Source organism: Stenotrophomonas sp. CASM114, from assembly GCF_049384325.1.
Lineage (GTDB): Bacteria > Pseudomonadota > Gammaproteobacteria > Xanthomonadales > Xanthomonadaceae > Stenotrophomonas > Stenotrophomonas muris.
Map to the genome: position 1 here is coordinate 26,509 of NZ_JBMRGJ010000004.1, position 25,877 is coordinate 52,385.

Consider the following 25,877-nt stretch of genomic DNA (forward strand, 5'->3'; position numbering starts at 1 on the left):
GATCAGGCGACGTTGCCGCGCGGAATGTAAGGCGCGTGGCCGCTGTCATGATCGGTCGCGTCACGCACGGCGGTCACGCCCGGCACGCGGCCCATCAGGGTCTTTTCGATGCCCTGCTTGAGCGTCACATCGGCCATGCCGCAGCCCTGGCAGCCACCACCGAAGCGCAGCAGCACCACGCCGTCGGACGAGACTTCCTGCACGGCCACCTTGCCGCCATGCGAGGCCAGCTGCGGATTGACTTCGTTCTCCACCACCCAGTGCACGCGTTCGACCAGCGAGGCCGCATCACCCGGCGCTTCGCCCTTGATGCGCGGCGCCTTGATGGTCAGCTGCTGGGCACCGGCGGTGCCGGCGACGATGTCGATCTCGGCGCCATCGAGCCAGCCAACGCTGCCGGCGTCGACATAGAGGGTGAAACCATCGCAGTCCACCGCCCACTCGTCACCGAGCAGGTCGGTCGGTTCGGCGAATTCCAGCCGGGCGTCGGCGCGCGGCGTACCGGGGTCGACCGCGCTCAGGCGCACGCCCATGCCGGGCACGCCCTCGCGTTCGATCAACCTGCGGAAATGGGTCTGGGCAGTGTCGGAGATCTGGATCATCAGGCTATTCTAGCCAAGTAAGCGTCAGCCGCTCATTCGGTTTATACACCGTCCGGCGCATTGTTCAGTCAACACGAGGTGGAGATTCCCATGGCCGACCTGATTCCACTGGCCCAGGCCCGTTGCGTGCCGCGCAAAGGCAGCGACCACAAGCTCGGCGAGGCCCGCCTGGCCGAACTGCTGCCGCAGGTTCCCGGCTGGGAGCTGAGCGAGGGTGACCAGGCCCTGTCGCGTACCTTCCGCTTCAAGGATTACTACGCCACCATGGCCTTCGTGAACGCACTGGCCTGGATCGCCCACCGCGAGGACCACCACCCGGACCTGGGCGTGCACTACGACCGCGCGGTCGTGCGCTTCTCCACCCACGATGTGGGCGGGCTGAGCGAGAACGACTTCATCTGCGCGGCCAAGACTTCGGCCCTGACGGAGCAACTGCCATGAACGTACGTTTGCTGAGCCTGTCCCTGATCGCTGCGACCGGCCTGGCCGGCTGTGGCGCGTCCGAACCGCCGTCACCGCCACCGCCGCCGCCGACCGAAGTGGCCGCGGTGAAGACGCCGCCGCCGCAGTACCCGCTGGAACTGGCCTGCATGGGCGTGGGTGGCACCAGCACCTTCAAGGTGACCATCGGCACCGACGGCAAGCCGAGCGAGGTTGCGCTGTTGACCGGGGCCGGCAACCCGCAGCTGGACGAACTGGCCAAGACCGCCGTGCAGGGCTGGCAGTTCAAGGCCGCCACCCGTAACGGCCAACCGGTGCCGGCCACCATCCAGGTTCCTGTCAGCTTCAACCCGCCACAGCCGAAGCCGGACCAGTGCTTCGCCATCGAAGAACGCCTGCGCCGCGGCGGCTGATCGCGCGCCCCCCCGACGGGGCCTGCCGACGCCCGCCTCGCCCTCGCCGCCCCGGCCCTGCCCGGGGCGGCTGTCTGTTGACCAGGATCGCGTGGGTTGATGCTGCAGATTCCCCCTGAAAACATCTGGATCGCACTGGCGGTCACGCTTGCCGCAGGCCTGGCCACCGCGATCGGCAGCCTGCTGGTGCTGTTCTCGCGCCGCCCCAGCCCGCGCCTGCTGGCGTTCGGCCTGGCCTTTGCCGGTGGCGCGATGGTCTATGTGTCGCTGTCGGAGATCCTCAACAAGTCCATTGCGTCGTTTGCACTGGCGTATGGCGAGCGCACCGGCTTCACCTACGGCACCCTGGCCTTCCTGCTGGGCGTGATCGTGATCGTACTGATCGACCACTTCATTCCCAATCCGCATGACAGCCTGGACAAACAGGACCCTGCGTTCCGCGAGAACAGCCGCGAGTACCTGAAGCGGGTCGCGCTGCTGACCTCGGTTGCGATCACCGCACACAATTTCCCGGAAGGGCTGGCGACCTTCTTCGCCACGCTGGAAAGCCCATCGGTGGGCATGCCACTGGCCTTCGCCATCGCCATCCACAACATTCCCGAGGGCATCGCGATCGCGGTGCCGGTGTACTTCGCCACCCAGAACAAGTTCTACGCGTTCAGTGCCAGCCTGCTGTCCGGCCTGGCCGAGCCCGTGGGCGCGGCGCTTGGCTACTGGCTTCTGTCAGGATCGCTGTCGCACGCCACGTTCGGCTGGGTGTTCGGCCTGATCGCCGGCGTGATGGTGTTCCTGGCGCTGGATGAGCTGCTGCCGGCGGCCAAGCGCTATGCCAAGGGCCACGAGACGGTTTATGGACTGGTGGCCGGCATGGGCACGCTGGCGATCAGCCTGGTGCTGTTCAAGTGGTGAGGGGTTCCCGGCTCGCCCTGTAGAGTCCAGCCATGCTCGACTGGCTTTCCGCGTGGCCCGACCGAGGCGCAGTCGAGCGTGGCTCGACGCTACAGGAGATCCCTACTTCAGCCGGTCCAGCGCCTCGACCAGCTCATCCGCCAGCGGCGCGTTCAATACGTATGGGCTCTTGCCGTCATCCAGCGCGAACTCCAGCGAGGCCGCATGCAGGAACAGGCGCTTCAGCCCGATCTGCTCACGAAGCCGCTTGTTGACCGCTGGATCGCCGTATTTGTCGTCACCGGCCACTGGATGCCCCAGATGCTGGGCGTGCACGCGGATCTGGTGGGTACGGCCGGTCTCGATGCGGACTTCGCAGTACGAATGGCCACCGCGGCGTTCCAGCACCCGGAAGTGGCTGATCGATTCCTTGCCGATCGCATTGACCTGCACATGGCGCTCGCCGCCCTGGCGCAGGCCCACGTGCAGCGGTGCGTCGACCGTCATCACGCCGTCGGGCATGCGCCCGGCCAGCAGCGTCAGGTAGCGCTTGCGGATGCCGGCGCCGTGGTCTTCACGCAGCAAGGCCTGCAGTTCGCTCAGCGCCGAGCGCTTCTTGGCCACGATCAGCAGGCCCGAGGTGTCGCGATCCAACCGGTGGACCAGCTCCAGGGTCTGCCCCGGGCGCAGCGCGCGCAGGGTCTCGATGGCGCCGAAGCTGATGCCGCTGCCGCCGTGGCTGGCCACGCCGGTCGGCTTGTTCAGGGCCAGCAGGCGGGCGTCCTCGAAGACGATGGCCTGCTCCAGGCGGCGCATGAACGCCTCCGGCGGACCGGCCTTGTCTCCCTCCTCAGTGAGACGGACCGGTGGCACGCGCACCTCGTCACCGGCCTCGAGCTTGCGCTCGGCCTTGGCGCGGCCACCGTTCACCCGAACCTGGCCACTGCGCACCAGCTTGTAGACCAGGCTGCGCGGGGCGCCCTTCAGCTGGCCGAGCAGGAAGTTGTCCAGGCGCTGGCCGGCGCGGTCGGCGGGAACGGTGATCATGCGCACGGAAGGCTTGTCGCCAGCGGGTTTGGTGGGGTCTTGGGCGGTCATCAGGCTGTTTATTCTGTTACACTCGGGGGGCGAGATAAGGGATTGATTTCGTTGGAAGTTACTCAGGGCCAGAAGCCCAGCTTCCGACGAATCCGGCACAGTGCGCGACCACCGCCCGCGGGGCGGCCATGTTAGCGGCTCACCGGCCTTCCCGGCCATCGCCGGATGCCTGACACGCAACCGTGCTGAACATGTCCCGCGTGGCGCTCCAGCCTGGCTGACAGCTGCCTGCGGCCTGTAACACCCCAAAACCCATAAGAGTGAAGCGCTCCCGCGGCCTGCCGTGGTGTCGTAGCGCTGGAAACCCAAGCCGCCCTCCCCGCGCTTGCGCGAATGGGCGGCGAACCGTGTCCAGAGGCGAAACCCCATGGCGTTCCGCGCGGTAGCCGCTTGCGAGGAACGCAACAATGAAGCGAATGCTGATCAACGCCACGCAGGCTGAAGAGCTGCGTGTTGCCATCGTGGATGGCCAGTCGTTGTATGACATCGACATCGAACAGCCGTCGAAGGAACAGAAGAAGTCCAACATCTACAAGGGCCGGATCTTCCGCATCGAGCCCTCGCTGGAAGCCGCCTTCGTCGAGTACGGCGGTGGCCGCCATGGCTTCCTGCCGCTGAAGGAAATCTCCCGCGACTACTTCCAGGCCGGTGTCGACCACAACAAGGCCGGCATCCGCGAGCTGCTGAAGGAAGGCCAGGAGATCGTCGTCCAGGTCGACAAGGAAGAGCGTGGCAACAAGGGCGCCGCCCTGACCACGTTCATCTCGCTGGCCGGCCGCTACATGGTGCTGATGCCGAACTCGCCCAGCGCCGGCGGCGTTTCCCGTCGCATCGAGGGCGAAGACCGGGCCGCGCTGAAGGACGCCCTGGACAAGCTGAACATTCCCGACGACATGGGCGTGATCATCCGTACCGCCGGCGTCGGCCGCGATGCGGAAGAGCTGCAGTGGGACCTGGACTACCTGCTCAATGTCTGGCGCGCCATCGCCGAAGCCGCACTGAGCAAGCCGGCTCCGTTCCTGATCTACCAGGAATCGCGCCTGATCGTGCGCGCCCTGCGTGACTACCTGCGCGCCGACATCGGCGAGATCCTGGTGGACACCGAGGAGATGTACGAGCACGCCCGCGAGTTCATGCAGCAGGTGATGCCGCAGACCCTGCGCAAGCTCAAGCATTACAAGGACGACATCCCGCTGTTCAACCGCTTCCAGATCGAGTCGCAGATCGAGGGTGCCTACGAGCGCAACGTGCGCCTGCCGTCGGGCGGCTCGATCGTGGTCGACCAGACCGAAGCGCTGACCGCGGTCGACGTCAATTCCTCGCGCGCCACCAAGGGCAGCGACATCGAGGACACCGCGTTCCAGACCAACCTGGAAGCGGCCGAGGAAGTGGCCCGCCAGCTGCGCCTGCGCGACCTGGGCGGCCTGGTGGTGATCGACTTCATCGACATGGCCTCCAACAAGCACCAGCGCGAGGTCGAGAACCGCCTGGCCAACGCGCTGAAGTACGACCGTGCGCGCGTCCAGGTTGGCCGCATCTCGCGCTTCGGCCTGCTGGAAATGAGCCGCCAGCGCCTGCGCCCGAGCCTGGGTGAATCCAGCCAGATCGTCTGCCCGCGTTGCGACGGCCACGGCCGCATGCGCAGCGTCGAGTCGCTGTCGCTGTCGATCATCCGCGTTGCCGAAGAGCATGCGATGAAGGAAAACACCGGGCAGGTGCTGGTCCAGGCGCCGGTGGAGATCGCCAATTACCTGCTGAACGAAAAGCGCAGTGCCCTGCGCGAGATCGAGCAGCGCCACGAGGCGCCGATCGTGATCGTCGCCGACGAGCAGCTGCACACCCCGCACTACACCGTCACCCGCCTGCGCGAGAACGAGCTGGGTGAAGAGAGCAACAAGCCCAGTTACCAGCGCGGCACCCCGCGCAAGCTGCCGGTGCATGCCCTGACCAAGGGCCAGCTGAACATCCCGCCGCCGGCGGTGACCCAGGTCAAGCACACCTCCCCCGCCCCGGTGCGCGAGGAAGTGGAGCCGGCCGCAGCGGCACCGGCCCCGGTCGTGGCAGCGCCGGTTGCAGCGGCCCCGAGCGGCGGCGTGATCGGTTGGCTCAAGCGCGTGTTCGGTGGCGAACCGGCGCCGGCACCGGCACCGGCGGCTCCTGTTGCCCGCCAGCAGCAGGACGGCGGCCGCAAGGACCGCAACAAGGATCGCAACAAGGACCGCAAGGATCGCCGCGACGACAACCGTGGCAACGGCAACGCTCAGCAGCAGAAGGATGGCGGCAACCGCAAGGAGCGCGGTGAGCAGCGCAAGGACGGCCGCAACGGCAACAACGGCAATGCCCAGCAGCAGCCGCAGCAGGGCAGGCAGAAGGAGCCGCAGCAGAAGGACGGCCAGCAGCCGCAGCAGCAGAACAAGCCGCGCAACGAGCAGCAGGTCCAGAACCAGCAGCAGCCGAAGCTGAAGCAGCCCAAGCAGCCGCGCCAGCCGCAGGACGGTGACAAGCCGGCCGAGAAGCCGCAGCGCAGCACCGCCGAGGCACCGGCCGAGGCCGGGACCGCGGCTGCCGCCGTGGCCGCCACGGCGGTCGCCGCCAATGGGGTGACCGCTCAGGAAGCCACTGCGCCGGTGGCGCCGGTTGCGCCGGCCGCCTCCGCTCCGGCGGAAGCCACTGCACCGGCCGACACCACTGCCAACGCCGGCAACGAGGCCGAGGCGATTGCCGTGACCGGTGAAGAGGCTGCTGTCGACGCCAACGGCGAGCAGGCCGGTGAAGGCGCGACCCGCCGCCGCCGTGGCCGTCGTGGTGGTCGTCGCCGCCGTCGTGGTGGCGCCGAGAACGCTGCCGGCAGCGATGGCCTGGGCGATGATCAGGACGACGCGGACGACAGTGATGACACCGATGCCGCTGATGTCGCCGAGCAGAGCAACGACAGCGTCGCCGGGACCACTCCGGTCGCCGCTGCGCAGCCGGCCCGTTCGCAACCGGAATTCGATTTCGATGACGAAGTCGAACCGACCGCTGCCGAATCCGGAAAGCCGGTCCGTGCCGCCGCCGCTGTTGTCGCCGCGCCGGTCGCGGTGGTGAGCAGCGCCGTGGTCGATGCCGCTGCACCGGTGGTGGCCGAGGTACAGGCCCCGATCAATACCGTGGCCAAGGCCGAACCGGCATCTTCGCCGGTGCAGACCAGCATGCTCGATGCCATCGACGCGGCGACCCCGGCCCAGCCGGTGGTGGCTGCAGCACCGGCGGTCGAAGCCAAGCCGGTCGTGGTTGAGGCTGCCCCGGCCGTTGAAGCCACTCCGGTGGTCGAAGTGAAGCCGGTCGTGGTCGAGGCTGCTCCGGTCGTGGAATCGAAGCCGGAGGTTGTTGCAGCGTCCCCGGTGGCTGAAGCCGAGCCGCTGGCCGTTGAGGCCGCCCCGGTGGTGGAGGCCGCTCCCGCGGTTGAAGCCAAGCCGGTGGTCGAGACCGCACCGGTCGCCGAACAGCCAGTCGCTCCGGTGGCAGTTGAAGCCGCACCGGTGGAAGCTGCGGCCCCGGTCGCCGATGCGGTGGTGACGCCGTCGATCGATCCGGTCGCCGATGGTCACGCCGATGCCGCCGCCCAGGCGGCCGAAGCCAAGGCCGACGAAGAAGACGAAGACGCCGCCAAGCGCACGCCGCCGGCGAACTGATCGCGATCTGGGCGCGTGAAAAGGAACGGCGGGGATCGATGATCCCCGCCGTTTCTGTTTGTGCGCCGGGCGCGTGCAGCGCTCTGGTAGAGGCCAACCTTGGTTGGCGCCGTTGTTCGAGCGAACGCGGACACGTCCGTGCCAACCAAGGTTGGCACCTACCAGGACATCAGCGCGTCGGCGCGAACTGCAACCGGGTCCACACGCCGTAGTGGTCCGAGGCCCAGCGACCGCTGTCATCGGGCTGGTCGAACAGGAGCTTCGCTTCGCGCGCGACCATCCGGTCCTGCTGGAAGAAGATGTGGTCGATACGCGAAGGTGCCTGGTAATAGTGCCGGTTCAAGGTGCTGACCCCGGCCAGGTCGGTGTTGACGTGCACGCTGCCATAGCTGTCGCCGTAATGGCTGCGCAGCTCGCTCAGGTCACCTGCGTCCACCAGCGCATTGAAGTCGCCCGCGATCACCACCGGCGCGCCGGCCGAGGTAGCGGTGATGAAGTGCAGCAGGTCCTCGACCTGGGTACGGCGGATGCGCTGACCACTCTCGTCGTTGCGCTCGTTGAGATGCGTGGCGTAGACGTTCACCGGCGTGCCGTCGACGTCGATGCGCAGGTGGGCCACCGTGCGGTAGTCGTCCAATGGCAGCAGCAGATGGTCCCCCTGGGCGAGGATCGGCCGCCGGGTCAGCAACGCATTGCCGTAACGCTTCGGCGCGCCCACCGGATCGGTGGACACGAATACGTACTTGTAGCCGAGCTGGCTGGCCAGCCACTGCGCCTGGTTGCGCACGTTGCGGCGCTGGATCACCTCCTGCAGCGCGATGGCATCGGGCTGCAGGCGCTTGAGTTCGGCCAGGATGGTACGGCGGCGGCTTGGCCAGTCTTCGCGGTCATGATGGAGGTTGAAGGTGACCATGCTCATGCCTGGCGCGCTGGCGATGTCCACCACTGGCGATGCGACCTGCGGCACCGCCGCCAGCGTCAGCCCGGGCAATGCCAACACAATGGCCAGCCCCAGGGCGCGCACCGTCGCACGCGCTCCCTCCCCTTGTTGCTTCATCGTTACTGCCCCTTGCGCTCGGCGCGGCGCACCGCGCCCGGTACATCGATCTCGACCCGTGCCGGCAGCTGGTGCACGTGCAGTTCCTTGTTGATCCATTCGGCCGCTTCGCCGTTGATGGTCGCCTCGCCCGGATCACCGGCGTACGGCCACGGCAACACCACGCCACCGACCGGTGGCACCAGGCCCGGCTGCACCTCCAGCACCAGCTGCTTGTCGCTGCGCTGCAGGCGGTAATTGAGCTGGCCCTGCGGCGTGCGAAGGCCCTGCACGGCGATGCCCTCGCCCTGCAGCCAGGCCGTCGGGATGCCGGCGGCCAACACCAGCGCATCGTCCATGTCACGACTGTAGGCGAACATGTCCAGGGCCGAGCGCACGAAGTCCGAGGCGACCCAGGCATGCGGCAGGTCACCGACGAAGAACGGCTTGCGCGGCGTGCGCGAGACCACTTCGGCCCACTGGTTCCAGGCCTGCGGCGCACGGTCCTTGAAGAAGAACTCGGTCGCCTGCCAGGCGCGATCGCGCCAGCCCAGGCGAACGAAGGCGGCCACGTTGCGCCATTCGTACGGCGTGTAGTCCTTCCACTCGCGCTTGCCATCGCGGCGGGCCACGAATTCCTTCCAGTAGCGCTCGAAGGTCGCCTCCAACGCCTGCTGCGGCAGCCGGCCCTGCTCGCCGCCCGGCGCCAGCGCGATGGTGGTCGAGGTCGCGTCGAAATCGCCCAGCTCGGCCGAGCCCGGCAGGTAGTCGATGTTGTGCTGCTGCATCGCCGACAGCAGTGACGCCTGCAGGTCATCACGGAACTGGTCACGCGACTCGGCGATCTGCATCGCTTCGACCTTGCCCAGCTGGGCCGCCAGCGATGCCGCGTCCTTGTAGCCGCGCAACGCCCAGAAATTATCCCAGTACGAATGCATCGGCTTGGCCGAATAGCCTTCGTGGCTGATCGAGGCCGGCATCATCCCGTAGAACGCCGGATTGCGCGCACGGTTCTCTTCGGTACGCTCGCTGGCACGCAGCTGCTCCATGTAGCTGTAGGCGCCCTGCACGTGCGGCCACATCAGCTCGGCGAAGGTGCTGTCGCCGGTATAGCGCCCATATTCGGCGATGCTGTAGATCAGCTCACCGTGGCTGTCATTCTCCGGCACCGGGTCGCTGCCGCGCGCATCGACACAGCACGGCACCTTGCCGTTCTCGAACTGGTAAGGCGCATACCAGTTGATGTAGTCACGCACGGCATCGCTGCGCCCCATGCGCAGCAGGCCTTCGGAAATCATCGCGCCGTCGCGGATCCAGCTGCGCGCGTACGAGCGCGTGCCCGGCTGCAGGCGCGGGCCGACCCGCGAGATCAGCATGTGCGCCACGGCGGTGCGCAGGGTGTCGACCAGGGCCTGGCCTGCCGCCGGCACCTGCAGCGAGACCACGCCCAGCGCGTGCCGCCACTGTTCGGCCACCTGCGCCTGCGCCTTGGCCACGTCCAGCGCCTGCGGCGCCCAGCTCCCGGTCTGCGGCAGCACCACTGCCACTTCGCGGCTCTGCCCGGGTTCCAGCTTGATCGTATACAGCAGCGCACCGGACGCCATGCCGGTACTGTCCTTCACTGCCGTAGTGGCCGGATACTTTCCGGACGCAAGATGCATCGCATCGAGCTTGCCATCGAACGTGCTGGCGAAACGGGCATCGGGCACCTGCAGTGGATAGATGCGCGGCTCGCCGTTGATGCGTACCAGCTGTTCGCCCACGTCCAGCGCATCGATGCGGCTGAAGCCGCCGACGGTGTTGAGGAACTGGGTCGGCGGGTTGACCTGCCAGGGGCGGATCGCCAGCGCCAGGGTGTACTCGTGCGCCACCTTGTCCGGATTGCTCAGCCGATAGCGGCCGATCAACTGCGCGCGCTCCGGCGTGCCCTGCACGAAGCTGGTCACCGCCAGGCCGGCCTTCTCGTGCACCCAGTCGACGTTGGCGATCGGAAGATAGTGGTCCTGCAGCGACTGGGTAGTGGCCACCTTCGACCAGTCCAGCAGCTTGCCGTCGAGGCGGATGAACGGCTCGATGCTGAAGCTGCCCTTGGCCGGCTCCAGCGCACCGTCCTCGCTGATCAGCGCCTGTTCCTGGCCGCCATCGAGGCCGAGCAGGGTCCAGTACGGCTGTTCGCCCACATACGCACGCGGCAGCGAACCGCGCGGCAGGTCGGCCGCCACCGAGGACAGGAAGGCGTTCGGCGTGGCGGCGAACGCCAGCGGCTTGAGCGTGATGTCACGGATGCCATAGCGCCAGTTCGGGCCATCGAGCAGATCGAAACGCACGTAGCGTGCGTCGGTGTCCGGCAGCGCCAGCCAGTCGCGGCCACCCGCACCGCCGGTCACCTCGCGCACAGTGCGCCAGTCCCGGCCATCTTCGGACGTCCGCACGGTGTAACGATTGGCTTCCAGGTTCGGCAGCCAGTCGATCACCGCACCGCCGATCTCGCGGCTCTTGTGCAGGTCCAGGCTGATGGTCTGCTGCTTGACCCCGCCGCTGATCCAGAACGTATCGCCCTTGCCATCGATCATGCGGTCCTGCAGCGCGGTGGCGGTATCGGCGATGACCGATGGCACCAGTGCCGAATCATCCTGCGGTGGCAGGCCCTGCAGGGTCAGCTTGTCGAAGCACACCGTGCCGCGGCCACCGACCTTGCTGTAGATCGTGAACTCGACCGCGGCGCTGCGCGCCATCTCCTTCTCGGGCGACGGCCCCCACGCCTTGTCGATCTGGCGACGCCGGTATTCGACCGGTGTCCACGCCTTGGGGAAGCTGTAGCCCGGGCGGTTGACCCACCAGACGTTGTCGCCGCTGGCATCGATCAGCTTGAACTGCAGGTCGTTGGCCGGCGAATCACCACGCAGCTGGAAGCCGAAACGGTAGTTGACCGGGTAGTCGATGTTCAGCGCGCGGCGGATGCCAACGTAGCCGGAGACCTTGTGGAAATCATAGTCCAGGCACAGCGCGCGGCCGCCGCCGGCGCCGCTGACCGGCCGCAGCGAACCACTGACCTGGTCGGACAGCACCAGTTTCCAGGCGCCGATATCGTCGAAGTCGTCCAGCACCTTCGGCGCCGGCAGTGCCGGTGGTGCGGCGATCGCCAGGGAGGTCCACAACAGTCCCAGTCCAACGGCGATCGCTCGCTTCATCCCTTGACGCTCCCCAGCAACAGACCTTGGATGTAGTACCGCTGCAGCACCAGGAACAGCGCCAGCACCGGAACCACGGTGACCACCGCGCCAGCCATCATCATTTCCACGTCCATGATGTGTTCGCGCGAGAGGGTGGCCAGCGCCACCGGCAAAGTGTAGTGCTCCTGGTCGGTCAACACGATCAGCGGCCACATGAAATCGTTCCATGCGCCCATGAAGGTGAAGATCGCCAGGGTCACCAGCACCGGCTTGAGCATCGGCAGCACGATCTGGAAGAAGATGCGCAGCTCCCCTGCCCCGTCGATGCGCGCCGCTTCCAGCAGTTCGTCCGGGATCGAACGTGCGTACTGGCGTACCAGGAAGATGCCGAACACGCTGGCCAGCGCCGGCACGATCACGCCGCCGAAGCTGTTGACCAGCCCCAGCTGCTTCATCAGCAGGAACAGTGGCAGCATCGCCACCTGCGCTGGAATCACCAGCGCCGCCATCAGTACCTGGAACAGGCGCTCGCGGCCGACGAAGTTGAGCTTGGCGAAAGCGTAACCGGCCATGGTGTTGAGCAGCAGCGAGCCGATCGTGATGCCCAGCGACACCAGCAGGCTGTTGGCAAAGTTGCCGCCCATGCCGGTGCGCGCGAACAGTTCATGGTAGTTGTGCGTGGTGATGCTCGAAGGCAGCAGCGGCGGCGGGAAATGGCTGGCCTCGCCCTGCGGCATGAACGAGACCGAGACCATCCACAGCAGCGGTGCCAGGCTGACCAGGGCCAGCACCAGCAACGCACCATTGATCATCCACGGGTACCAGCGCGACTGGCCGATTTCACGACTCATACCAACTGCCTCTTGCGGCCGAAACGCAGCATCACGGTGGTCACCGCCAGGATGATCAGGAACAGCAGGAACGCCACGGCGGAGGCACGTCCCAGGTTCCACCACTTGAAGCCTTCTTCGAACATGAAATACAGCACGCTGACGGTGCTCTGCAGTGGGTCGCCGCGGGTCATCACGTAGGGTTCGGCGAACAGCTGGAAGTAGCCGGACACGGTAATCACCCCGACCACCAGCAGCACCGGGCCGAGCATCGGCAGGGTGATGTGCAGGAACTGCTTCCAGCGCGAGGCACCATCGATGCGCGCCGCTTCGTACAGGTCATGCGGGATCGCCTGCAGGCCGGCCAGGAAGATCACCATGTTGTAGCCGAAGTTCTTCCACACCGCGAACAGCATGATGGTCGGCATCGCCCAGTTGGGATCACCCAGCCAGTCGATCGGGCTGATGCCCAGATGGCCCAGGCCGTAGTTCACCAGGCCATAGCTGGTATGGAACAGGTAGCGCCAGATCACCGCCACCGCCACCAGCGTGGTCACCACCGGCGCGAACAGGGCCGTGCGGAACAGGGCCTTGAAGCGCGCGGCCGGTGCATTGAGCAGCATCGCCGCGCCCAGCGACACGCCGATCGACAACGGCACGCCGATCAGCACGAAGTAGGTGGTGTTCCACAGCGACTTCCAGAACATCGGCGTCTGCAGCAGGTCGATGTAGTTGCCCAGGCCGACGAAGCGCAGGTTGCTGCTATCGGCCAGTGCATAGAGGTCGAAGTCGGTCACGCTCAGTGCAAGCGCCGAGGCGACCGGCAGGCCGAAGAACACGCCCAGCACGATCAGCGAGGGGCCGGCGAAGATCCAGCCGGCCAGCGAAGTACGTTTCATTGCGCGCTCCCGGCGGCCACGGCGCTGCTCGATTGCGGCGACGGCGCGCGCTCCTGCAGGCGTTGTTGTTCATGCATCCAGCGGCGCTTGGCCAGCACCTTGTCCACGCGCTGGTCCAGCTCTTCCACGGCCTTGTCCTGCGGCAGGCCACCGCGCACCACCTTCTCGGTGACGATGCGCATTTCCTGCACGATGCGCTCCCATTCGAGCACCTTCGGCGTCGGCCTGACCCGCTCCAGCTGATCGCGGAACGCGGCCGCCAGCGGGTCATTGGCCAGCGACGGCGTGTTCCACGCACTGCGGCGCGGCGGCAGGTCGCCAATGATCGAATGGAAGCGTGCCTGGATTTCCGGCCGCGACAGGAATTCGATCAGCTTCCAGGACGCCTCCTTCTGCTGCGACTTGCGGAAGATCACCAGGCTGGTACCACCGGCGATGCCCGCGCCCGGACCGTCCGGCCCCGGCAGCGCGGCGGTGCCCCACTGCCCTTCCAGTTCCTTCGGCTGCAGCTTCTTGAACTCGCGGATGTTCCAGGGGCCGGAGATGTAGAACACGTTGAAGCCGCGGAAGAATTCGTCCCAGACATTGGAGATCTGGGTTTCGGACATCTTCGGCGCCCAGCCCTGCTCGAACATGTTGGCGTAGAAGCCCAGCGTGCGGCGGAACCCCGGGCTGGAGAAATTGCCCCGGGTGTCGTCGTCACGCAGCAGCGGGTCGGGCTGCTGCAAGGCCAGCGACAGCTGCTGCTCGAACTCGTTGATCGGCATCAGCACCGCGTAGCGGCTCGGGCCCTGCATGCGCTTGATCGCCGCCATCTGCTCTTCCCATTCCTGCCACGTACGCGGCGGGTGGTCGTAGCCGGCCTTGGCCAGCAGGTCCTTGCGGTAGTAGATCAGGCGCGTATCGACGTACCACGGCACGCCGACCAGCCCGCCGTGGATCACGTTGGTATCCCAGATGCCCTGGAAGTAGTCCTTCGGGTCGACCACGGTGGAGCGCTGCACGAACGGCTGCAGCGGGGTCAGCGCGTCGAGTTCGGCGAACTCCGGCACCCAGGTGTTGCCAAGCTGGCACACGTCCGGCAGGCCATCGGCGGCGAATGCGGTCAGCAGCTTCTCATGTGCAGCGGTCCACGGGATGTTCTGCACATCCACCTTGATGCCGGGGTTTTCGGCCTCGAATTCGTGGATCAGCTCGCTGACCACCTCGGCTTCGCGGCCCATCGCCCAGAAGCGCACGGTGGTGGTGCCCGGTTCGGTACGGGCGCAGCCGGCCACGGCCAACGCGGCCAGGGTAGGCAGCGCCCAGCGGCGCAGGCGGTCGATCCAGTTCGGCATCGGGCTACTTGCCCTGGCCTGTGGTGCGGTTGGCATTGTTCTTCTGTTCCTGCGCGGCAGCCGCGCGTGATTCGGCGATACCCACCGCGCGTGCTGCCGCGGCCTTTTCGTCTTTCTGCAGTTCCAGCGGCTGGAACGAGCCTTCCGGCGCCAGCCAGCCACCGCTGAACCCGGCCCGCTCCAGGCCCTTGCGGATGTACGGGTTCTTCTTCATCACTTCCCAGACGAAGTCATCGCGGTAGTTGGCGATCATGGTCAGGATCGGGCCCTGGTCGATGGCGATGTAGTCGCTGGCGACCCAGCCGCGATCGGGAACCAGACGACCGGTCTTGATCGGGATGTCGTAGTTGAAGCTGGGGTTGAACGAATCCAGGAAGCCGTAGCTGGAATAGATGTAGTCGCCAAAGCGCTTGTGCATCTCCAGCGTGGCCGGGATCACCTGCTCGGGGGCGAACACCACCGAGGCGATCGCAGCGGTCGGGGCGATGGTGCCGTCATCGAAGTTCTCGCGCAGGCCGGCGCCGCGCGAGGAGTAGTGGCGGAACTGGCGCTGCTCGCCGCGGTACTCCTGCGTGGTGTTCTGCGGACCATCGCTGGCGGTCAGGCCCCACACGTTCTCGCCATACTCCTTCCACTGCATCGGGTTGGCGATGGCATATTCGCGCTGGGCCAGCGCGGCCGACCGGCTGTTGAGGAAATAGGTGCTGCCGCGCTCGCGCATGTAGGCGTCCTGGATGTCGCGGAAGTCGATCCAGACGTGGCTGTACTGGTGGCCGAACAGCGGGCCGAAGGACAGGTATTCCTGGCCCTGGTAGACGCCCCAGTCGTTGTCGTAGGTACGCGTCCACACCGTCCACGCGTCCGGGCTGACCGGGTGCGTCGGCGAGCCCAGGGCGAGGATGTACACCATCATCGCCTCGTTGTAGCCCATCCAGTCGTGGTCGATGAAACCGCTCTCCGGGAACCAGCCCATCGAGATCAGCGGTGCACGCTGCTGCAGCCACGGCCAGTCGACCTTCTTGTACAACGTATCGGCGATCTGGCGGATTTCCTTCTCGCGCGGATCATCACCGTCGTAGTACGACTGCGCGAACAGCACGCCCATCATCAGCAGCGCGGTATCCACCGATGACAGCTCGACCCAGCTGTCGTAGCGACGGCCTTCCTGCATGTCCAGGAAGTGGTAGTAGAAGCCCTTGTAACCGGCCTTGCCGGTGCGCTGCGGGCCCATCGGCACGTCGCGGAAGAACTTCAGCGTGGTCAGCGTGCGGTCGATCGCCTGGTTGCGGCTGACCCAGCCGTTCTCGATGCCGATCGGATAGGCGGTCAGCGCGAAGCCGACCGAGGCGATGCTGGCGAACGGCCGCGACGGGTAGCGGTCCGGGGTCAGCCCGTTGACCTCGTTGGTGGTATCCCAGAAGAACTGGAAGGTGCGGCGCTCGATGTCATCGAACAGCGGCGGCAGCTCAGGCTTCATGGGCCGAGGCGGTGCATCGGCCTCGATCAGGATCACCGGCGGGCGCGGTTTGGCAGGTTCCTGCTGGGCCGGCTGGCAGGCGGCCACGGCCAGGCTCAGCGCTGCGGCGGACAACAGATGGCGTGCCTGCATGGCGCGGTTCCTCCGGTGGTCTGATCGATGGGAAAGCATACCGTCCAATGATCTGAAATCGTTTACAAGGTGTGTGCTTAAAAAACCACGAAAAACGTGGCCTGACACCGCGATCATTGCCCACGCCGCTGCCCCCCTGGCCGGCAGCGGCGTGGGCAATGGACCGGCACGGGGCCGGCCATTGCCATTTTCAGGCGCCCGATGCCGCCGGCGGAGCGGCGGCATCGGGGTCATGCATCCATCCGGGCTTAGAAGCGGAAGCCCACTTCGGCCTTGACCTGGCGCGGAGTACCGATGATGTCGCCGGTCTCGTTGTAGCTGGCCTGCAGCTTGCCGTTGGTCTTGACGTAGTTGTAGGTGGAGAAGTTGTCGAAGTTGAACACGTTGATGATGTCCAGGCGGGCGTACAGCTCAGTGTTGCCCGGCATCTTGAACGTCTTCGTCGCCTGCAGGTCGACCGAACGGTAGCCGAAGATCTTGCCGCCCACCAGGAACTTGCCGGTTGCGTTGGGCACGGCCGCCTGCGGAGTCGGCAGCGTGTAGCCGCTGGCCTGCATCACCGGGTACCAGTCGTTGACGGCGGTCGGGGTGGCCAGGGTGATCTTGCCGCCGAAGGTGATGCCCCAGAAGCCCGCGTACGAACCGGTCACCACCAGGCGGTGGCGCGGCGCGCCGTTGGAACGGATGGTCGGGTAATCACCGATCAGACCGCGATCAAAGGCGTACTTCTCGTTGATGTCACGGTTGTGGCGCGCGGTGGTCCAGGTATAGGCGATCGAGGTGCCCCAACCGCTTTCCTTGGTGAACGGCTTCTGTGCCGACAGCAGGACCTGGGTGGCACGGGTCTTGATGCCCTGCTGGCCGATGATCAGGCTGCCGAAGCCCGGCACGTTGCAGCTCCAAGCCTGGCTCAGGCCCGGGGAGGTGCCACCACACAGGCGCGGATCATCGAAGAACTGGCCGGTCGGGTAGCGGTTGCCCAGGGTGAAGGCGAAGCCGTCGTAGCTCAGGGTTCGAGCGATGGTGGCGTCGGTCAGCCAGTCGCCGATCTGGTTGCTCATGCCCAGGCTGAACTGATCCGAGTACGGCGCCTTCAGCTTGTTGTTCAGCAGGTCCACCTCCAGGCCGGCATTGCTGGTCGCGCCGACCAGTGCCTGCAGGTTGCCGATGCCGTTGAGCAGGTTCGGGTTCCAGTCATAGCAGGCGGCCTGGCCGTTGATGCAGGCGCCGGTGGCCGGGTTGCGGAAGTAGATGGTCGGCTGCGGCAGGGCCAGCTTGGTGGTTTCCAGCTGCAGGTTGTCGAACAGGTCACGGTCGTAGGAACGGCCGGCACCACCGTGGATCACGTGCTGCTCGTCGGCATTGATGTCATACGAGAAGCCCAGGCGCGGCTGCCAGGCATCCTTGAATGCCTTGCGGTTGTGACCGTTGCTGATGTAGTCGCTGATGTCCAGGCCGCCCAGTGCCAGCGAATCGGCATAGGTCTGGCCGGCGGGAGCGCGCGGATCCTGCGAATAGATGGCGTCGACCACCTGCTGCGGGGTCACGAAGTCCAGGTAGGACGGGGTCTTTTCGTAGTCCCAGCGCAGGCCGATGTTCAGCTGCAGGTGGTCATTGACCTGCCAGTCGTCCTGGATGAACACGCCGTACTGCTTGGACTTCGAACGCACTTCGCCGGACACACCGGTCACGCCGGTCACCGGCTTGACGAACTGCGCCTTGTACGGAATGGAATCGGGGAAGTCCGGATCACCCAGCGAGTAGGTGAAGGTCGGGTTGATCTGCGCCGCATCGGACGCGTACAGGTCGATCTGCTTGTACTTCACGCCCATCTTGATGGTGTGGTCGCCCGCCCACTGGATGCCATCCAGGGTCAGGTTGTCTTCGATCGACCAGCCCTTCTGGCCCTTCACCTGCGAATCCAGTGCCGAGGCGCCACCGATCTTCACGATGGTGCGGTCTTCCGGGCCGTCCGGTGCGGTGTAGGTGATGCCGTTGGCCAGCGTCAGCGGGGTCGGATTGTTGAACGAATCTTCGTGGGTGACCATCAACTCGTTGTAGTAGCGCTCACCGCTGTGGTTCCAGCGCAGGGCATAACGACGGTCGGTGTTGACCACTTCACGGCCGGCTTCCGGCGAGGTCTGGCCGCTGAACTGCGACTGGGTTTCGTCGCGGTCCTGGAAGGTCAGCTCGATGCGGTCGTTGTCGGTCGGCTCGAAGTCGATCTTGCCGAAGATCAGATCCTGCTGGAACGGCTGGCTGGCCGGGCCGAGGCCGGCGGCACCGGCGGGCGGCAGCAGGCCGGCAGCGCCGGTGACCGCGCCATCCGGCGCGATGGTGACCGGCAGGTCGAAGCGCTTGGCTTCGTAGGTCACGAAGAAGTGCGCCTTGTCCTGGATGATCGGGCCGCCCAGGGCGAAGCCGTATTCCTTCTCGGCCGAGACCATCTTTTCCTTGCCACCCTGGCGCTCGGCCGGGGTCTTGGCACGCATGTCTTCATCGGTGTAGCGGTAGAACGCTTCGCCCTTGAACTCATTGGTGCCGGACTTGGTTGCAGCCGTCACCGCGGCGCTCGACACCTGGCCATACTCGGCCTTGTAGTTGCCGCTGATGACCTTGTATTCGCCGATGGCCAACTGCGGGAACGGGTTGCCGGCGCTGCCGGACTGGCCGGCCACGCCGCCACCCTTGACGTAGCTCTTCTGGCCTACGCCGTCGATGTACACGTTGGTGCCGTCGGCATTGGTGGCGCCGCCGCGCAGCGAGGTGTTGCCCTTGGCGTCGCGGGTGAAGATCAGGCCCGGCACCGCGTCGGCGAACTCCAGGAAGTTGCGCGACACCTGCGGGGTGGTCTGGATCTGCTGCAGGCTGACGGTCTTGCCGACTTCGGAGGTGCGCACTTCCTGCAGCAGGGTCGGCGCGACGACGTTGACGGTGTCCAGGTTGGTGGCCGCGGTCGAACCGGGGGTGCTGCTGGCGGCACCGGCAAAGTTCAGCGTCGCGGTCGAGGCCACGGTGACGGTGACCTTCTGGGTCTGGCCGTTGGCGACCACGTCATAGGTACCCGGGTCCAGGCCCATCAGCGAGTAGCTGCCGTCGGCGCGGATGGTGCCACGGCGGACGGTACCGGTGGCCACGTTGGTGGCGGTCACTTCGGTACCTGCCTGGGCGCCGGCAACCTGGCCGCGCAGGCTGGCGTTGGCCGACTGCGCCATGACGTTGGGGGCGGCGGCCAGCATCAGGCAGCTGACCAGTGCGGTGCTCAGCAGCCGGCGCGCCGGCATGCGGAAGGTGGTATGCATCATCAACTCAATCTCCGGGTGGCGGTAACCGCTTGCGCGGTCCCTGCGATCAGTCAAAAAAAAAGAAGGAACGCCTCTGGCTTCAATGGCCGGATGGCGGAGTGGTGGAATCGCGAACTATCAAGCGGGGAACCAGGGTCTGCTTGTCCCCTGTCCCATCCGTGGAGGTGCCGTCCATCAACTGCATCAGACGCGTCATGGCCCGGTCGCCGAGCTCGGCGATGCTGACCTGCATGGTGGTCAGCGACGGGTGGACGAAACGCGCCAGTGGAATGTCATCGAAACCTGCCAGGGCAACATCGGCCGGCACACGGACACCAGCCTGCGTGAACGCGTACAGGCAGCCCAGGGCCATCATGTCGTTGGCGGCGAACACGGCATCGGGCAGCGCTCCGGCTGCCAGCAACTCCTGACCGGCGCGATGGCCGGAAGCTTCGTCGAAATCACCGGGCAGCTCGATGCCTTCGGCGCCACTGCCAAACGCCACCAGCGCGTCACGGAAGCCGCGCAGGCGCTCGCGCGCGTCGAAGTTGAGGTCCGGGCCAGAAATGAAGGCAATGCGGCGGTGGCCGGCGTCCAGCAGGTGGCGGGTCATCGCCATCGCACCGGCGTGGTCGTCGATGCTCAGCACCGGATGGTCCTGCCCGGGCAGATAGGTGTTGATCAACACCGTCGGCAGCGACTGCGGCAGGTTGTCGGTCAGGAAGCCCGGGCTCTCGGCATAGGGCGAGAGCACCAGCAGGCCGTCGACGCGGCCCCGCATGGCACGCAGGGCGGCGCCCTGCTGTTCCTGGTCGCCGTGGTAGCTGGACACCAGCAGGTGCTGGCGGCGGTTGCGGGCCACGCCGTCGATGCCGCGCATCAGTTCGGAGAAGAATTCGCCGTACAGGTCAGGCAGCACCACGCCCACCGTATTGGTGCGGCGGCTGCTCAGGCTGCGGGCGGCGGCATGCGGGGTGTAACGCAGCCGTGCGGCCACCTCCAGCACAAGCTGGCGGACCGGTTCGGCGACATTTTCATGCCCGTTGAGCGCGCGGGAAACCGTGGCCACGGAGACCCGGGCTTCGCGTGCGACGTCTTTGATTGTGATAGCTGCCTTGTTCACGAAGCCGCCCTCCACGGCTTGGACCTACCAGCATTGGCGCGGAATGTAAGCGTTTCCATCTGGGCTTGTAAACAGTCCGTTAGGCGAATGTCCCGAAATGGACATGAAAACCTGTCCGTGGCCAGGCCCTTGCGGACCCGCCAGGACAGTGCGGGACAAGGGCTCAGCCCTGTTCTGACGGGGTATGTGCGCGGATGGACAGCGCGTGGATATCGGTGTCCATCATCGACCCCAGCGCGGCATAGACCGCGCGATGCCGGGCCAACGGAGCCAGTCCGGCGAAGCGTTCACTCACCACATGGACGTTGAAATGGCCGCGCCCGTCGCGCGCGCCGGCATGGCCGGCATGGCGATGGCTGTCATCCTCGATCTCGAGCACGCTGGGTGCCAGCGCCTGCTGCAGCGCATCACGGATCCGCTCGATCCGTTCCGCGTTCACGGCAGGACCTTGCGGAACGGGCGTACCTGCACGCGGGTGTAGACGCCGGCAGCCACGTACGGGTCGGCATCGGCCCAGGCCTGGGCCTGCGGCAACGACTCGAACTGCGCGATCACCACCGAGCCGCTGAAACCGGCCGGGCCCGGGTCTTCACTGTCCACCGCCGGGCACGGGCCGGCCAGCAGCAGGCGTCCCTCGTCGCGCAGCGCGTGCAGCCGCGCCAGGTGTTCCGGCCGCGCCTGCAGCCGCTGCGCCAGCACATCCTGGCCGTCATACCCTTCGATCACATACCACACCGGCATTTCCTCGCTTGCGTTGTCGGGTCCGCAGATTCTAGCCAATGCAGCCCCCGCCCCGGTCCGGCTGGACACTGGCGCGGCAAAGGCTTACCCTAGACTCCATTGCACGTGGCTGGATGCAGCGGCCCGTCGGTTTTTGCGGCCAACGCAGCCCCCGACGACCGTCCCGCTGCTTCAAACCGGACCACCCGGCCGGGCCACGTAGACGACCTCCCCGTAGTTCTGTCGCTGCCGTTTACCGCGGCGCGTCCCGCTGTTTGATATGTGTGGAATCGCGCCGATCCCGGCGTGTCTGGCGCCTTGGGGCTCCGTGGCGTTGGCCCGGCGAACCCGGTGCCGCGACTGGTCCGTTGCAATCCTGATCTCCATTAGATGACTTCCGAACTCGCGCTCGACGCGAACCCGCCAACCCGGCCGCCCGCCCCCCAGCAGCAGGAAATGCCGCTGGCCGTGGTGCATGGGCAACCGGTCCTGCAGATTCCGCAGGACCTGTACATCCCGCCGGACGCGCTGGAAGTCATCCTGGATGCCTTTGAAGGCCCGCTGGACCTGCTGCTGTACCTGATCCGCCGCCAGAACCTGGATGTACTGGACATTCCCGTTGCCGAGATCACCCGGCAGTACGTGGAGTACATCACCGTGATGCGCGAGCTGCGCTTCGAGCTGGCGGCCGAATACCTGGTGATGGCCGCGATCCTGGCCGAGGTGAAGTCGCGGATGCTGCTGCCGCGCCCGGTCAGCGAGGAAGGCGATGAAGCCGACCCGCGCGCCGAACTGGTGCGCCGGCTGCAGGAGTACGAACGCTTCAAGCAGGCCGCCGAGAACATCGACGCCCTGCCCCGCCAGGACCGCGATACCACCGTGGCACATGCCTTCATGCCCGAACGTGCCACGGTGAAGCTGCCGCCGCCGGTGGACCTGAAGGAAATGCTGCTGGCCCTGCACGACGTGCTCAAGCGCGCCGAGCTGTTCAGCGGCCACGCCATCAAGCGTGAGGCACTGAGCGTGCGGCAACGCATGGGCGAAGTGCTGGGACGCCTGGAAGATGGCAAGTTCTATCGTTTTGAAGGGCTGTTCACCGCCGAAGAAGGCAAGCTGGGCGTGCTGGTCACGTTCCTGGCGGTGCTGGAGCTGGCCAAGGAACAGCTGCTGGACATCGTCCAGGAAGAACCGCTGGCGCCGATCTACGTGAAGTCGCTGGCGGCCGGCAACACCAATGCCCCGCTGCAGTTCAGCAGCGAGTTCGACGACAACGACGACGACGCCAATGCAGACGAGTGAGCGCTGACTGCCGATGGATCAATCGCTGATCAACCGCATTGTCGAGGGTGCCCTGCTGGCTTCCAGCCAGCCGCTCACCCTGGCCCAGCTGAAGGACCTGTTCCCGGAAGAGGAACCGGCACCGCCGGGCAGCATCGAACGTGCGCTGGAACGCCTGCGCGAGGCCTGCGAAGGCCGCGGCGTGGAACTGGTCGAGGTCGCCTCCGGCTTCCGCTACCAGGTCACCGGCGAAGTGCATGGCTGGATCAGCCGGCTGTGGACCGAACGCAAGACCCGCTACACCCGTGCCACCCTGGAAACCCTGGCGCTGATCGCCTACCGGCAGCCGATCACCCGCGGCGAGATCGAACAGGTGCGCGGCGTGGCGGTCAGCAGCAACATCATCCAGGCGCTGGAAGAACGCGAGTGGATCCGCGTGGTCGGCCATCGCGACGTGCCCGGCAAACCGGCGCTGTTCGGCACCACCAAGGGCTTCCTGGATTACTTCGGGCTGAAGCGGCTGGACGAACTGCCGCCGCTGTCGGAGCTGAAGGACCTGGGCGAGCTGGAACCGCAGCTTGCCCTGGACCGCGATGCGCCGGCCGTCGCCGGTGCCGAGGGTCCGGACATCTCGGCCGGCGCCGATGGCGCTGCCGCGAACGATGATGCCAGCCTGGCCGGCAGTGACACCCCCGATTCCGCCGATGCAGCCCCTGCGTCGGCCACCGATGAGCAAGCACCTTCGCCCCTCGATGATGGGCACCCCGATTCCGCGCCGGGCGAGCGCGCGGTGCCAGTGAACGAACGCGAAGACAACGCCGTCGCGATGACGACCGTGGCTGTTGACCAAGCCGATTCCGAACCAGAGGCCGACCTCGAAACCGTCGGCCGGAGCAAAACTGATGAGTGACACCCCCCGTAACAAGCTCTCGCTGAAGCGCGAAGCCACCTCCGAACAGTTCAAGCTGGAAGAACGCCTGCACAAGGTGCTCGCCCAGGCCGGCCTCGGCTCGCGCCGCGCGCTGGAACAGCGCATCGCCGAAGGCCTGGTCAAGGTCAACGGTGAAGTCGCGCAGACCGGCATGTCGGTCAAGAGCGGCGACAAGATCGAACTGGATGGCCGCGGCTTCGTCGCCACCGCCCTGGCCGAGCCGTCGCGCGTGCTGGTCTACAACAAGCCGGAAGGCGAAGTGACCACCCGCGATGATCCGGAAGGCCGCCCGACCGTGTTCGAGTCGCTGCCGCCGCTGAAGGGCGCGCGCTGGATCGCCATCGGCCGCCTGGACATCAACACCACCGGCCTGCTGCTGGCCACCACCGACGGTGAGCTGGCCAACGCCATGATGCACCCGTCGTTCGAGGTCGAGCGCGAGTACGTGGTGCGCGTGCGTGCGCCGGAAGGCGAGGAAAAGGTCTCTGACGCCATCGTCGACCGCCTCACCCGTGGCGTCGCGCTGGAAGACGGCCCGGCCAAGTTCGATGAGATCGAACGCATCGGCGGCACCGATTCGCACGACTGGTTCCGCGTCGTGGTGAAGGAAGGCCGCAACCGCGAAGTGCGCCGGCTGTGGGAGTCGCAGGGCTGCCAGGTCAGCCGCCTGAAGCGCACCCGCTATGGCAAGGTGAGCCTGCCGCGCGAACTGGCCCGTGGCCATTCGGTGGAACTGGGCACCACGCAGGTTGAAGCCCTGCGCGCCCAGCTGAAGCTGGAAGAAGGCGCACCGTCGGCACTGACGCTGCAGCCGGTGATCGGCCAGCGCCGCGCGGCCAAGACCACCGTGCGCGTGCGCGAAGGTGGCCGTGGCAACGCCTACGTCAACGGCCACAACACCGCCGACGAAGGCCGCGAGCTGCGTCGTTTCGACAACGTCCGCGAAGACCGCGGCCGTGGTCGCGGCGGCAAGGGTGGCGGCTTCAAGGGTGGCCTGACGGTCAGCGGTGAAGCGGCAGCCAAGCAGTCGCAGAAGCCGTTCAAGCAGCGCGCCCAGAAGAATGATCGTTCGCTGCCGGAAGGCAATCCGGCCGCGTTCCGTACCTGGTACGTGCCGGACGGTGTCAGCACCGGCCCGAGCGGCCATCGCAATGCCGGTCCGGGCGCACGTGGCCCGGGTGCCCGTGGTCCGGGCGCAGGCGGCCAGGGCCGTCCGTACGGCAAGCCGAAGGGCCCGGGCGCAGGTGCCGGTGGCGGCCAGGGCCGTGGCGGCTTTGGTGGTGAAGGCCGTGGCGGCGCAGGCGGCCAGGGTCGTCCGGCCGGTGGCGGCAACCGCTCGCAGGGCCAGGGCAACAAGCACCCGTACGGCCATCCGGGCAACGCCCCGAGCTTCCCGTCCGACCACGCCACCCCGGGCTTCAACCCGTATGGCAGCCCGAAGCCGGCACACGGCGCCCGTCCGGGCGGTCGCGGTCCGGGCGGCGGTAACAACCGCGGCCCGGGTGGTAACCGTGGTCCCGGTGGTCCGGGTGGCAACCGAGGCCCGGGCGGCCCCGGTGGCAACCGCGGTCCCGGCGGCCCGCGCCGCAGCGGCCCGCGCGGCGGCTGATCGGCAGCCACGTTGAAATACAGAACCCCGGCTCCGGCCGGGGTTTTTCTTTGAAAAGGGGACGGAGGGGGATTAAGTCGCTTTCGCCACGCTGTGCGTCGAAGGGCGAAAGCGACTTAATCCCCTCCGTCCCCTTTTGCGTGGCGCTGGAACGCGGCGGGCGTGGTGCCGGTCATGCTGCGGAAAAAGGCGATGAACGGGCTCTCGGCGGAAAAACCAGTGTCCTGCGCAACGTGCCCGATGCGATGGCCAAGCAGCAGCAGCTCCATGGCGCGCATCAGGCGCCATTGCTGGCGCCAGGCCTGGTAGCCCATGCCGGTGTCGCGTTGCATCAACCGGCCGACCGTGCGCACGCTCAGGCCCGCACGCGCGGCGAGCTCACCCAGTTCAGGCGGCAACTGCTCGGCCAGCGGCAGGCAGCGCGCGATGCGTGGATCGCGTGGCAGCGGCAGGTCCATCGGCGCCACCGGTGCGGCGGCGATCTCCAGCACGCACAACGCCAATTGATGGTGCGCGCGTGGCGCCCGCCAGTCATGGTCGAACGGCGCCTGCGCGATCGGTTCCAGCAATGCCTGCAGCAGGGGGCCGACGCCGATGATCGCCGGCTGCTGCGGCAGCCGTGCCGACAACATGGCATCGAAATACAGCGAGCGGTAGTCCACGGCCTGGCGCATCTGTGCGCGATGGCGCAGGCTGCCGGGAATCCATGCCGCGCGCGAGGGCGGCAGCAGGCTGATGCGGTCGCCGAAGGTCAGCCGCGTGCAGCCCTGCCGGGTGTACAGCAACTGCGCGCGCGCGTGCTGGTGCCAACCCGAATCATGATCGGCCAGCGACGACGCGATGCCCAGCACCGGTGCGCTCCAGGCATCCGCATCGAAGTGCGCATCCGGTTGCAGCCACGCCATGTCCGATTTCATCCATTTCCTGGCCGG

Annotated in this window: 20 protein-coding genes; 7 read left to right on the top strand and 13 right to left on the bottom strand. The window is 66.8% G+C overall.

Annotation, left to right across the window (positions count from 1 at the left end):
• Nucleotides 1–2: 2 nt before the first annotated feature.
• The gene (locus tag VG566_RS06150) at nucleotides 3–602 is read right to left on the bottom strand and encodes an NfuA family Fe-S biogenesis protein (protein WP_100450329.1); all 600 of its coding nucleotides are present in this window, start codon (nucleotides 600–602) and stop codon (nucleotides 3–5) included.
• A 90-nt stretch (nucleotides 603–692) separates the two neighbouring features.
• On the opposite strand from VG566_RS06150, the gene VG566_RS06155 reads away from it, so the two are divergent.
• From VG566_RS06155 to zupT, 3 genes are all read left to right on the top strand, one after another.
• Nucleotides 693–1,043, top strand: a complete 351-nt coding sequence (locus tag VG566_RS06155) for a 4a-hydroxytetrahydrobiopterin dehydratase (protein ID WP_014647741.1) — start codon at nucleotides 693–695, stop codon at nucleotides 1,041–1,043.
• Nucleotides 1,040–1,456: an energy transducer TonB gene (locus VG566_RS06160; RefSeq protein WP_014647742.1), complete on the top strand. Its 417-nt coding sequence runs from the start codon at nucleotides 1,040–1,042 to the stop codon at nucleotides 1,454–1,456. Before VG566_RS06155 ends, VG566_RS06160 begins: the two co-directional genes overlap by 4 nt.
• Before the next feature lie 99 nt (nucleotides 1,457–1,555).
• Nucleotides 1,556–2,365, top strand: coding sequence for a zinc transporter ZupT (gene zupT, locus VG566_RS06165; protein ID WP_014647743.1), 810 nt, complete (start codon nucleotides 1,556–1,558; stop codon nucleotides 2,363–2,365).
• 102 nt (nucleotides 2,366–2,467) lie between these two features.
• Here the strand turns inward: zupT and VG566_RS06170 are convergent, their stop codons facing one another.
• The gene (locus VG566_RS06170; protein ID WP_049403782.1) at nucleotides 2,468–3,442 is read right to left on the bottom strand and encodes an RluA family pseudouridine synthase; all 975 of its coding nucleotides are present in this window, start codon (nucleotides 3,440–3,442) and stop codon (nucleotides 2,468–2,470) included.
• 407 nt (nucleotides 3,443–3,849) lie between these two features.
• On the opposite strand from VG566_RS06170, the gene rne reads away from it, so the two are divergent.
• A complete protein-coding gene (rne, locus tag VG566_RS06175) occupies nucleotides 3,850–7,116 on the top strand; it encodes a ribonuclease E (protein WP_197557122.1) in 3,267 nt (1,088 codons plus the stop codon).
• A gap of 169 nt (nucleotides 7,117–7,285) precedes the next feature.
• On the opposite strand, the gene VG566_RS06180 is transcribed toward rne, so the two are convergent.
• The 10 genes from VG566_RS06180 to VG566_RS06225 all read right to left on the bottom strand — a co-directional run bounded on the left by VG566_RS06180 (nucleotide 7,286) and on the right by VG566_RS06225 (nucleotide 21,142).
• Nucleotides 7,286–8,173, bottom strand: coding sequence for an endonuclease/exonuclease/phosphatase family protein (locus tag VG566_RS06180; RefSeq protein WP_241884733.1), 888 nt, complete (start codon nucleotides 8,171–8,173; stop codon nucleotides 7,286–7,288).
• Nucleotides 8,174–8,175: 2 nt separating this feature from the next.
• Nucleotides 8,176–11,343 (bottom strand): discoidin domain-containing protein, encoded by a 3,168-nt coding sequence (locus VG566_RS06185; protein WP_053496314.1) that lies wholly within the window; start codon nucleotides 11,341–11,343, stop codon nucleotides 8,176–8,178.
• Nucleotides 11,340–12,176, bottom strand: a complete 837-nt coding sequence (locus VG566_RS06190; protein WP_006456347.1) for a carbohydrate ABC transporter permease — start codon at nucleotides 12,174–12,176, stop codon at nucleotides 11,340–11,342. Before VG566_RS06190 ends, VG566_RS06185 begins: the two co-directional genes overlap by 4 nt.
• Nucleotides 12,173–13,054, bottom strand: a complete 882-nt coding sequence (locus VG566_RS06195; RefSeq protein WP_005410323.1) for a carbohydrate ABC transporter permease — start codon at nucleotides 13,052–13,054, stop codon at nucleotides 12,173–12,175. The genes VG566_RS06190 and VG566_RS06195 overlap by 4 nt, the downstream gene beginning before the upstream one ends.
• Entirely contained in the window at nucleotides 13,051–14,391 is a 1,341-nt protein-coding gene (locus VG566_RS06200) for a sugar ABC transporter substrate-binding protein (RefSeq protein ID WP_032960112.1), read from the bottom strand. Before VG566_RS06200 ends, VG566_RS06195 begins: the two co-directional genes overlap by 4 nt.
• A gap of 4 nt (nucleotides 14,392–14,395) precedes the next feature.
• Nucleotides 14,396–16,000, bottom strand: coding sequence for a glucoamylase family protein (locus VG566_RS06205; RefSeq protein ID WP_014647750.1), 1,605 nt, complete (start codon nucleotides 15,998–16,000; stop codon nucleotides 14,396–14,398).
• A gap of 248 nt (nucleotides 16,001–16,248) precedes the next feature.
• A complete protein-coding gene (locus tag VG566_RS06210) occupies nucleotides 16,249–19,305 on the bottom strand; it encodes a TonB-dependent receptor (protein ID WP_032960107.1) in 3,057 nt (1,018 codons plus the stop codon).
• Between the two features lie 79 nt (nucleotides 19,306–19,384).
• Nucleotides 19,385–20,422: a LacI family DNA-binding transcriptional regulator gene (locus VG566_RS06215; protein ID WP_014647752.1), complete on the bottom strand. Its 1,038-nt coding sequence runs from the start codon at nucleotides 20,420–20,422 to the stop codon at nucleotides 19,385–19,387.
• Between the two features lie 148 nt (nucleotides 20,423–20,570).
• Nucleotides 20,571–20,846: a BolA family protein gene (locus VG566_RS06220; protein ID WP_014647753.1), complete on the bottom strand. Its 276-nt coding sequence runs from the start codon at nucleotides 20,844–20,846 to the stop codon at nucleotides 20,571–20,573.
• Nucleotides 20,843–21,142, bottom strand: a complete 300-nt coding sequence (locus VG566_RS06225; protein WP_014037825.1) for a YciI family protein — start codon at nucleotides 21,140–21,142, stop codon at nucleotides 20,843–20,845. The genes VG566_RS06220 and VG566_RS06225 overlap by 4 nt, the downstream gene beginning before the upstream one ends.
• A gap of 375 nt (nucleotides 21,143–21,517) precedes the next feature.
• On the opposite strand from VG566_RS06225, the gene VG566_RS06230 reads away from it, so the two are divergent.
• Genes VG566_RS06230 through VG566_RS06240 form a run of 3 tightly spaced genes read left to right on the top strand, consistent with a single transcriptional unit; the run spans nucleotide 21,518 to nucleotide 24,945 of the window.
• On the top strand, nucleotides 21,518–22,426 hold the full coding sequence (locus VG566_RS06230) for a segregation and condensation protein A (RefSeq protein WP_014647754.1): 909 nt from the start codon (nucleotides 21,518–21,520) through the stop codon (nucleotides 22,424–22,426).
• A gap of 13 nt (nucleotides 22,427–22,439) precedes the next feature.
• A complete protein-coding gene (gene scpB / locus VG566_RS06235) occupies nucleotides 22,440–23,315 on the top strand; it encodes an SMC-Scp complex subunit ScpB (RefSeq protein ID WP_075076339.1) in 876 nt (291 codons plus the stop codon).
• Nucleotides 23,308–24,945 carry a pseudouridine synthase gene (locus VG566_RS06240; protein WP_049406012.1) on the top strand — a complete coding sequence of 546 codons (1,638 nt, stop codon included), beginning with the start codon at nucleotides 23,308–23,310 and terminating at the stop codon, nucleotides 24,943–24,945. Before scpB ends, VG566_RS06240 begins: the two co-directional genes overlap by 8 nt.
• 116 nt (nucleotides 24,946–25,061) lie before the next feature.
• On the opposite strand, the gene VG566_RS06245 is transcribed toward VG566_RS06240, so the two are convergent.
• Entirely contained in the window at nucleotides 25,062–25,850 is a 789-nt protein-coding gene (locus VG566_RS06245) for an AraC family transcriptional regulator (protein ID WP_164109466.1), read from the bottom strand.
• Nucleotides 25,851–25,877 lie beyond the last annotated feature (27 nt).

Coding starts and splice junctions, on each gene's coding strand:
- VG566_RS06160 (WP_014647742.1), top strand. CDS start 1,040: ATGAACGTACGTTTGCTGAGCCTGTCCCTGATCGCTGCGACCGGCCTG.
- rne (WP_197557122.1), top strand. CDS start 3,850: ATGAAGCGAATGCTGATCAACGCCACGCAGGCTGAAGAGCTGCGTGTT.
- VG566_RS06200 (WP_032960112.1), bottom strand. CDS start 14,391: ATGCCGAACTGGATCGACCGCCTGCGCCGCTGGGCGCTGCCTACCCTG.
- VG566_RS06205 (WP_014647750.1), bottom strand. CDS start 16,000: ATGCAGGCACGCCATCTGTTGTCCGCCGCAGCGCTGAGCCTGGCCGTG.
- VG566_RS06240 (WP_049406012.1), top strand. CDS start 23,308: ATGAGTGACACCCCCCGTAACAAGCTCTCGCTGAAGCGCGAAGCCACC.
- VG566_RS06155 (WP_014647741.1), top strand. CDS start 693: ATGGCCGACCTGATTCCACTGGCCCAGGCCCGTTGCGTGCCGCGCAAA.
- VG566_RS06180 (WP_241884733.1), bottom strand. CDS start 8,173: ATGAAGCAACAAGGGGAGGGAGCGCGTGCGACGGTGCGCGCCCTGGGG.
- VG566_RS06230 (WP_014647754.1), top strand. CDS start 21,518: ATGACTTCCGAACTCGCGCTCGACGCGAACCCGCCAACCCGGCCGCCC.
- VG566_RS06245 (WP_164109466.1), bottom strand. CDS start 25,850: ATGGCGTGGCTGCAACCGGATGCGCACTTCGATGCGGATGCCTGGAGC.
- VG566_RS06210 (WP_032960107.1), bottom strand. CDS start 19,305: ATGATGCATACCACCTTCCGCATGCCGGCGCGCCGGCTGCTGAGCACC.
- VG566_RS06195 (WP_005410323.1), bottom strand. CDS start 13,054: ATGAAACGTACTTCGCTGGCCGGCTGGATCTTCGCCGGCCCCTCGCTG.
- zupT (WP_014647743.1), top strand. CDS start 1,556: ATGCTGCAGATTCCCCCTGAAAACATCTGGATCGCACTGGCGGTCACG.
- VG566_RS06185 (WP_053496314.1), bottom strand. CDS start 11,343: ATGAAGCGAGCGATCGCCGTTGGACTGGGACTGTTGTGGACCTCCCTG.
- VG566_RS06150 (WP_100450329.1), bottom strand. CDS start 602: ATGATCCAGATCTCCGACACTGCCCAGACCCATTTCCGCAGGTTGATC.
- VG566_RS06190 (WP_006456347.1), bottom strand. CDS start 12,176: ATGAGTCGTGAAATCGGCCAGTCGCGCTGGTACCCGTGGATGATCAAT.
- scpB (WP_075076339.1), top strand. CDS start 22,440: ATGGATCAATCGCTGATCAACCGCATTGTCGAGGGTGCCCTGCTGGCT.
- VG566_RS06170 (WP_049403782.1), bottom strand. CDS start 3,442: ATGACCGCCCAAGACCCCACCAAACCCGCTGGCGACAAGCCTTCCGTG.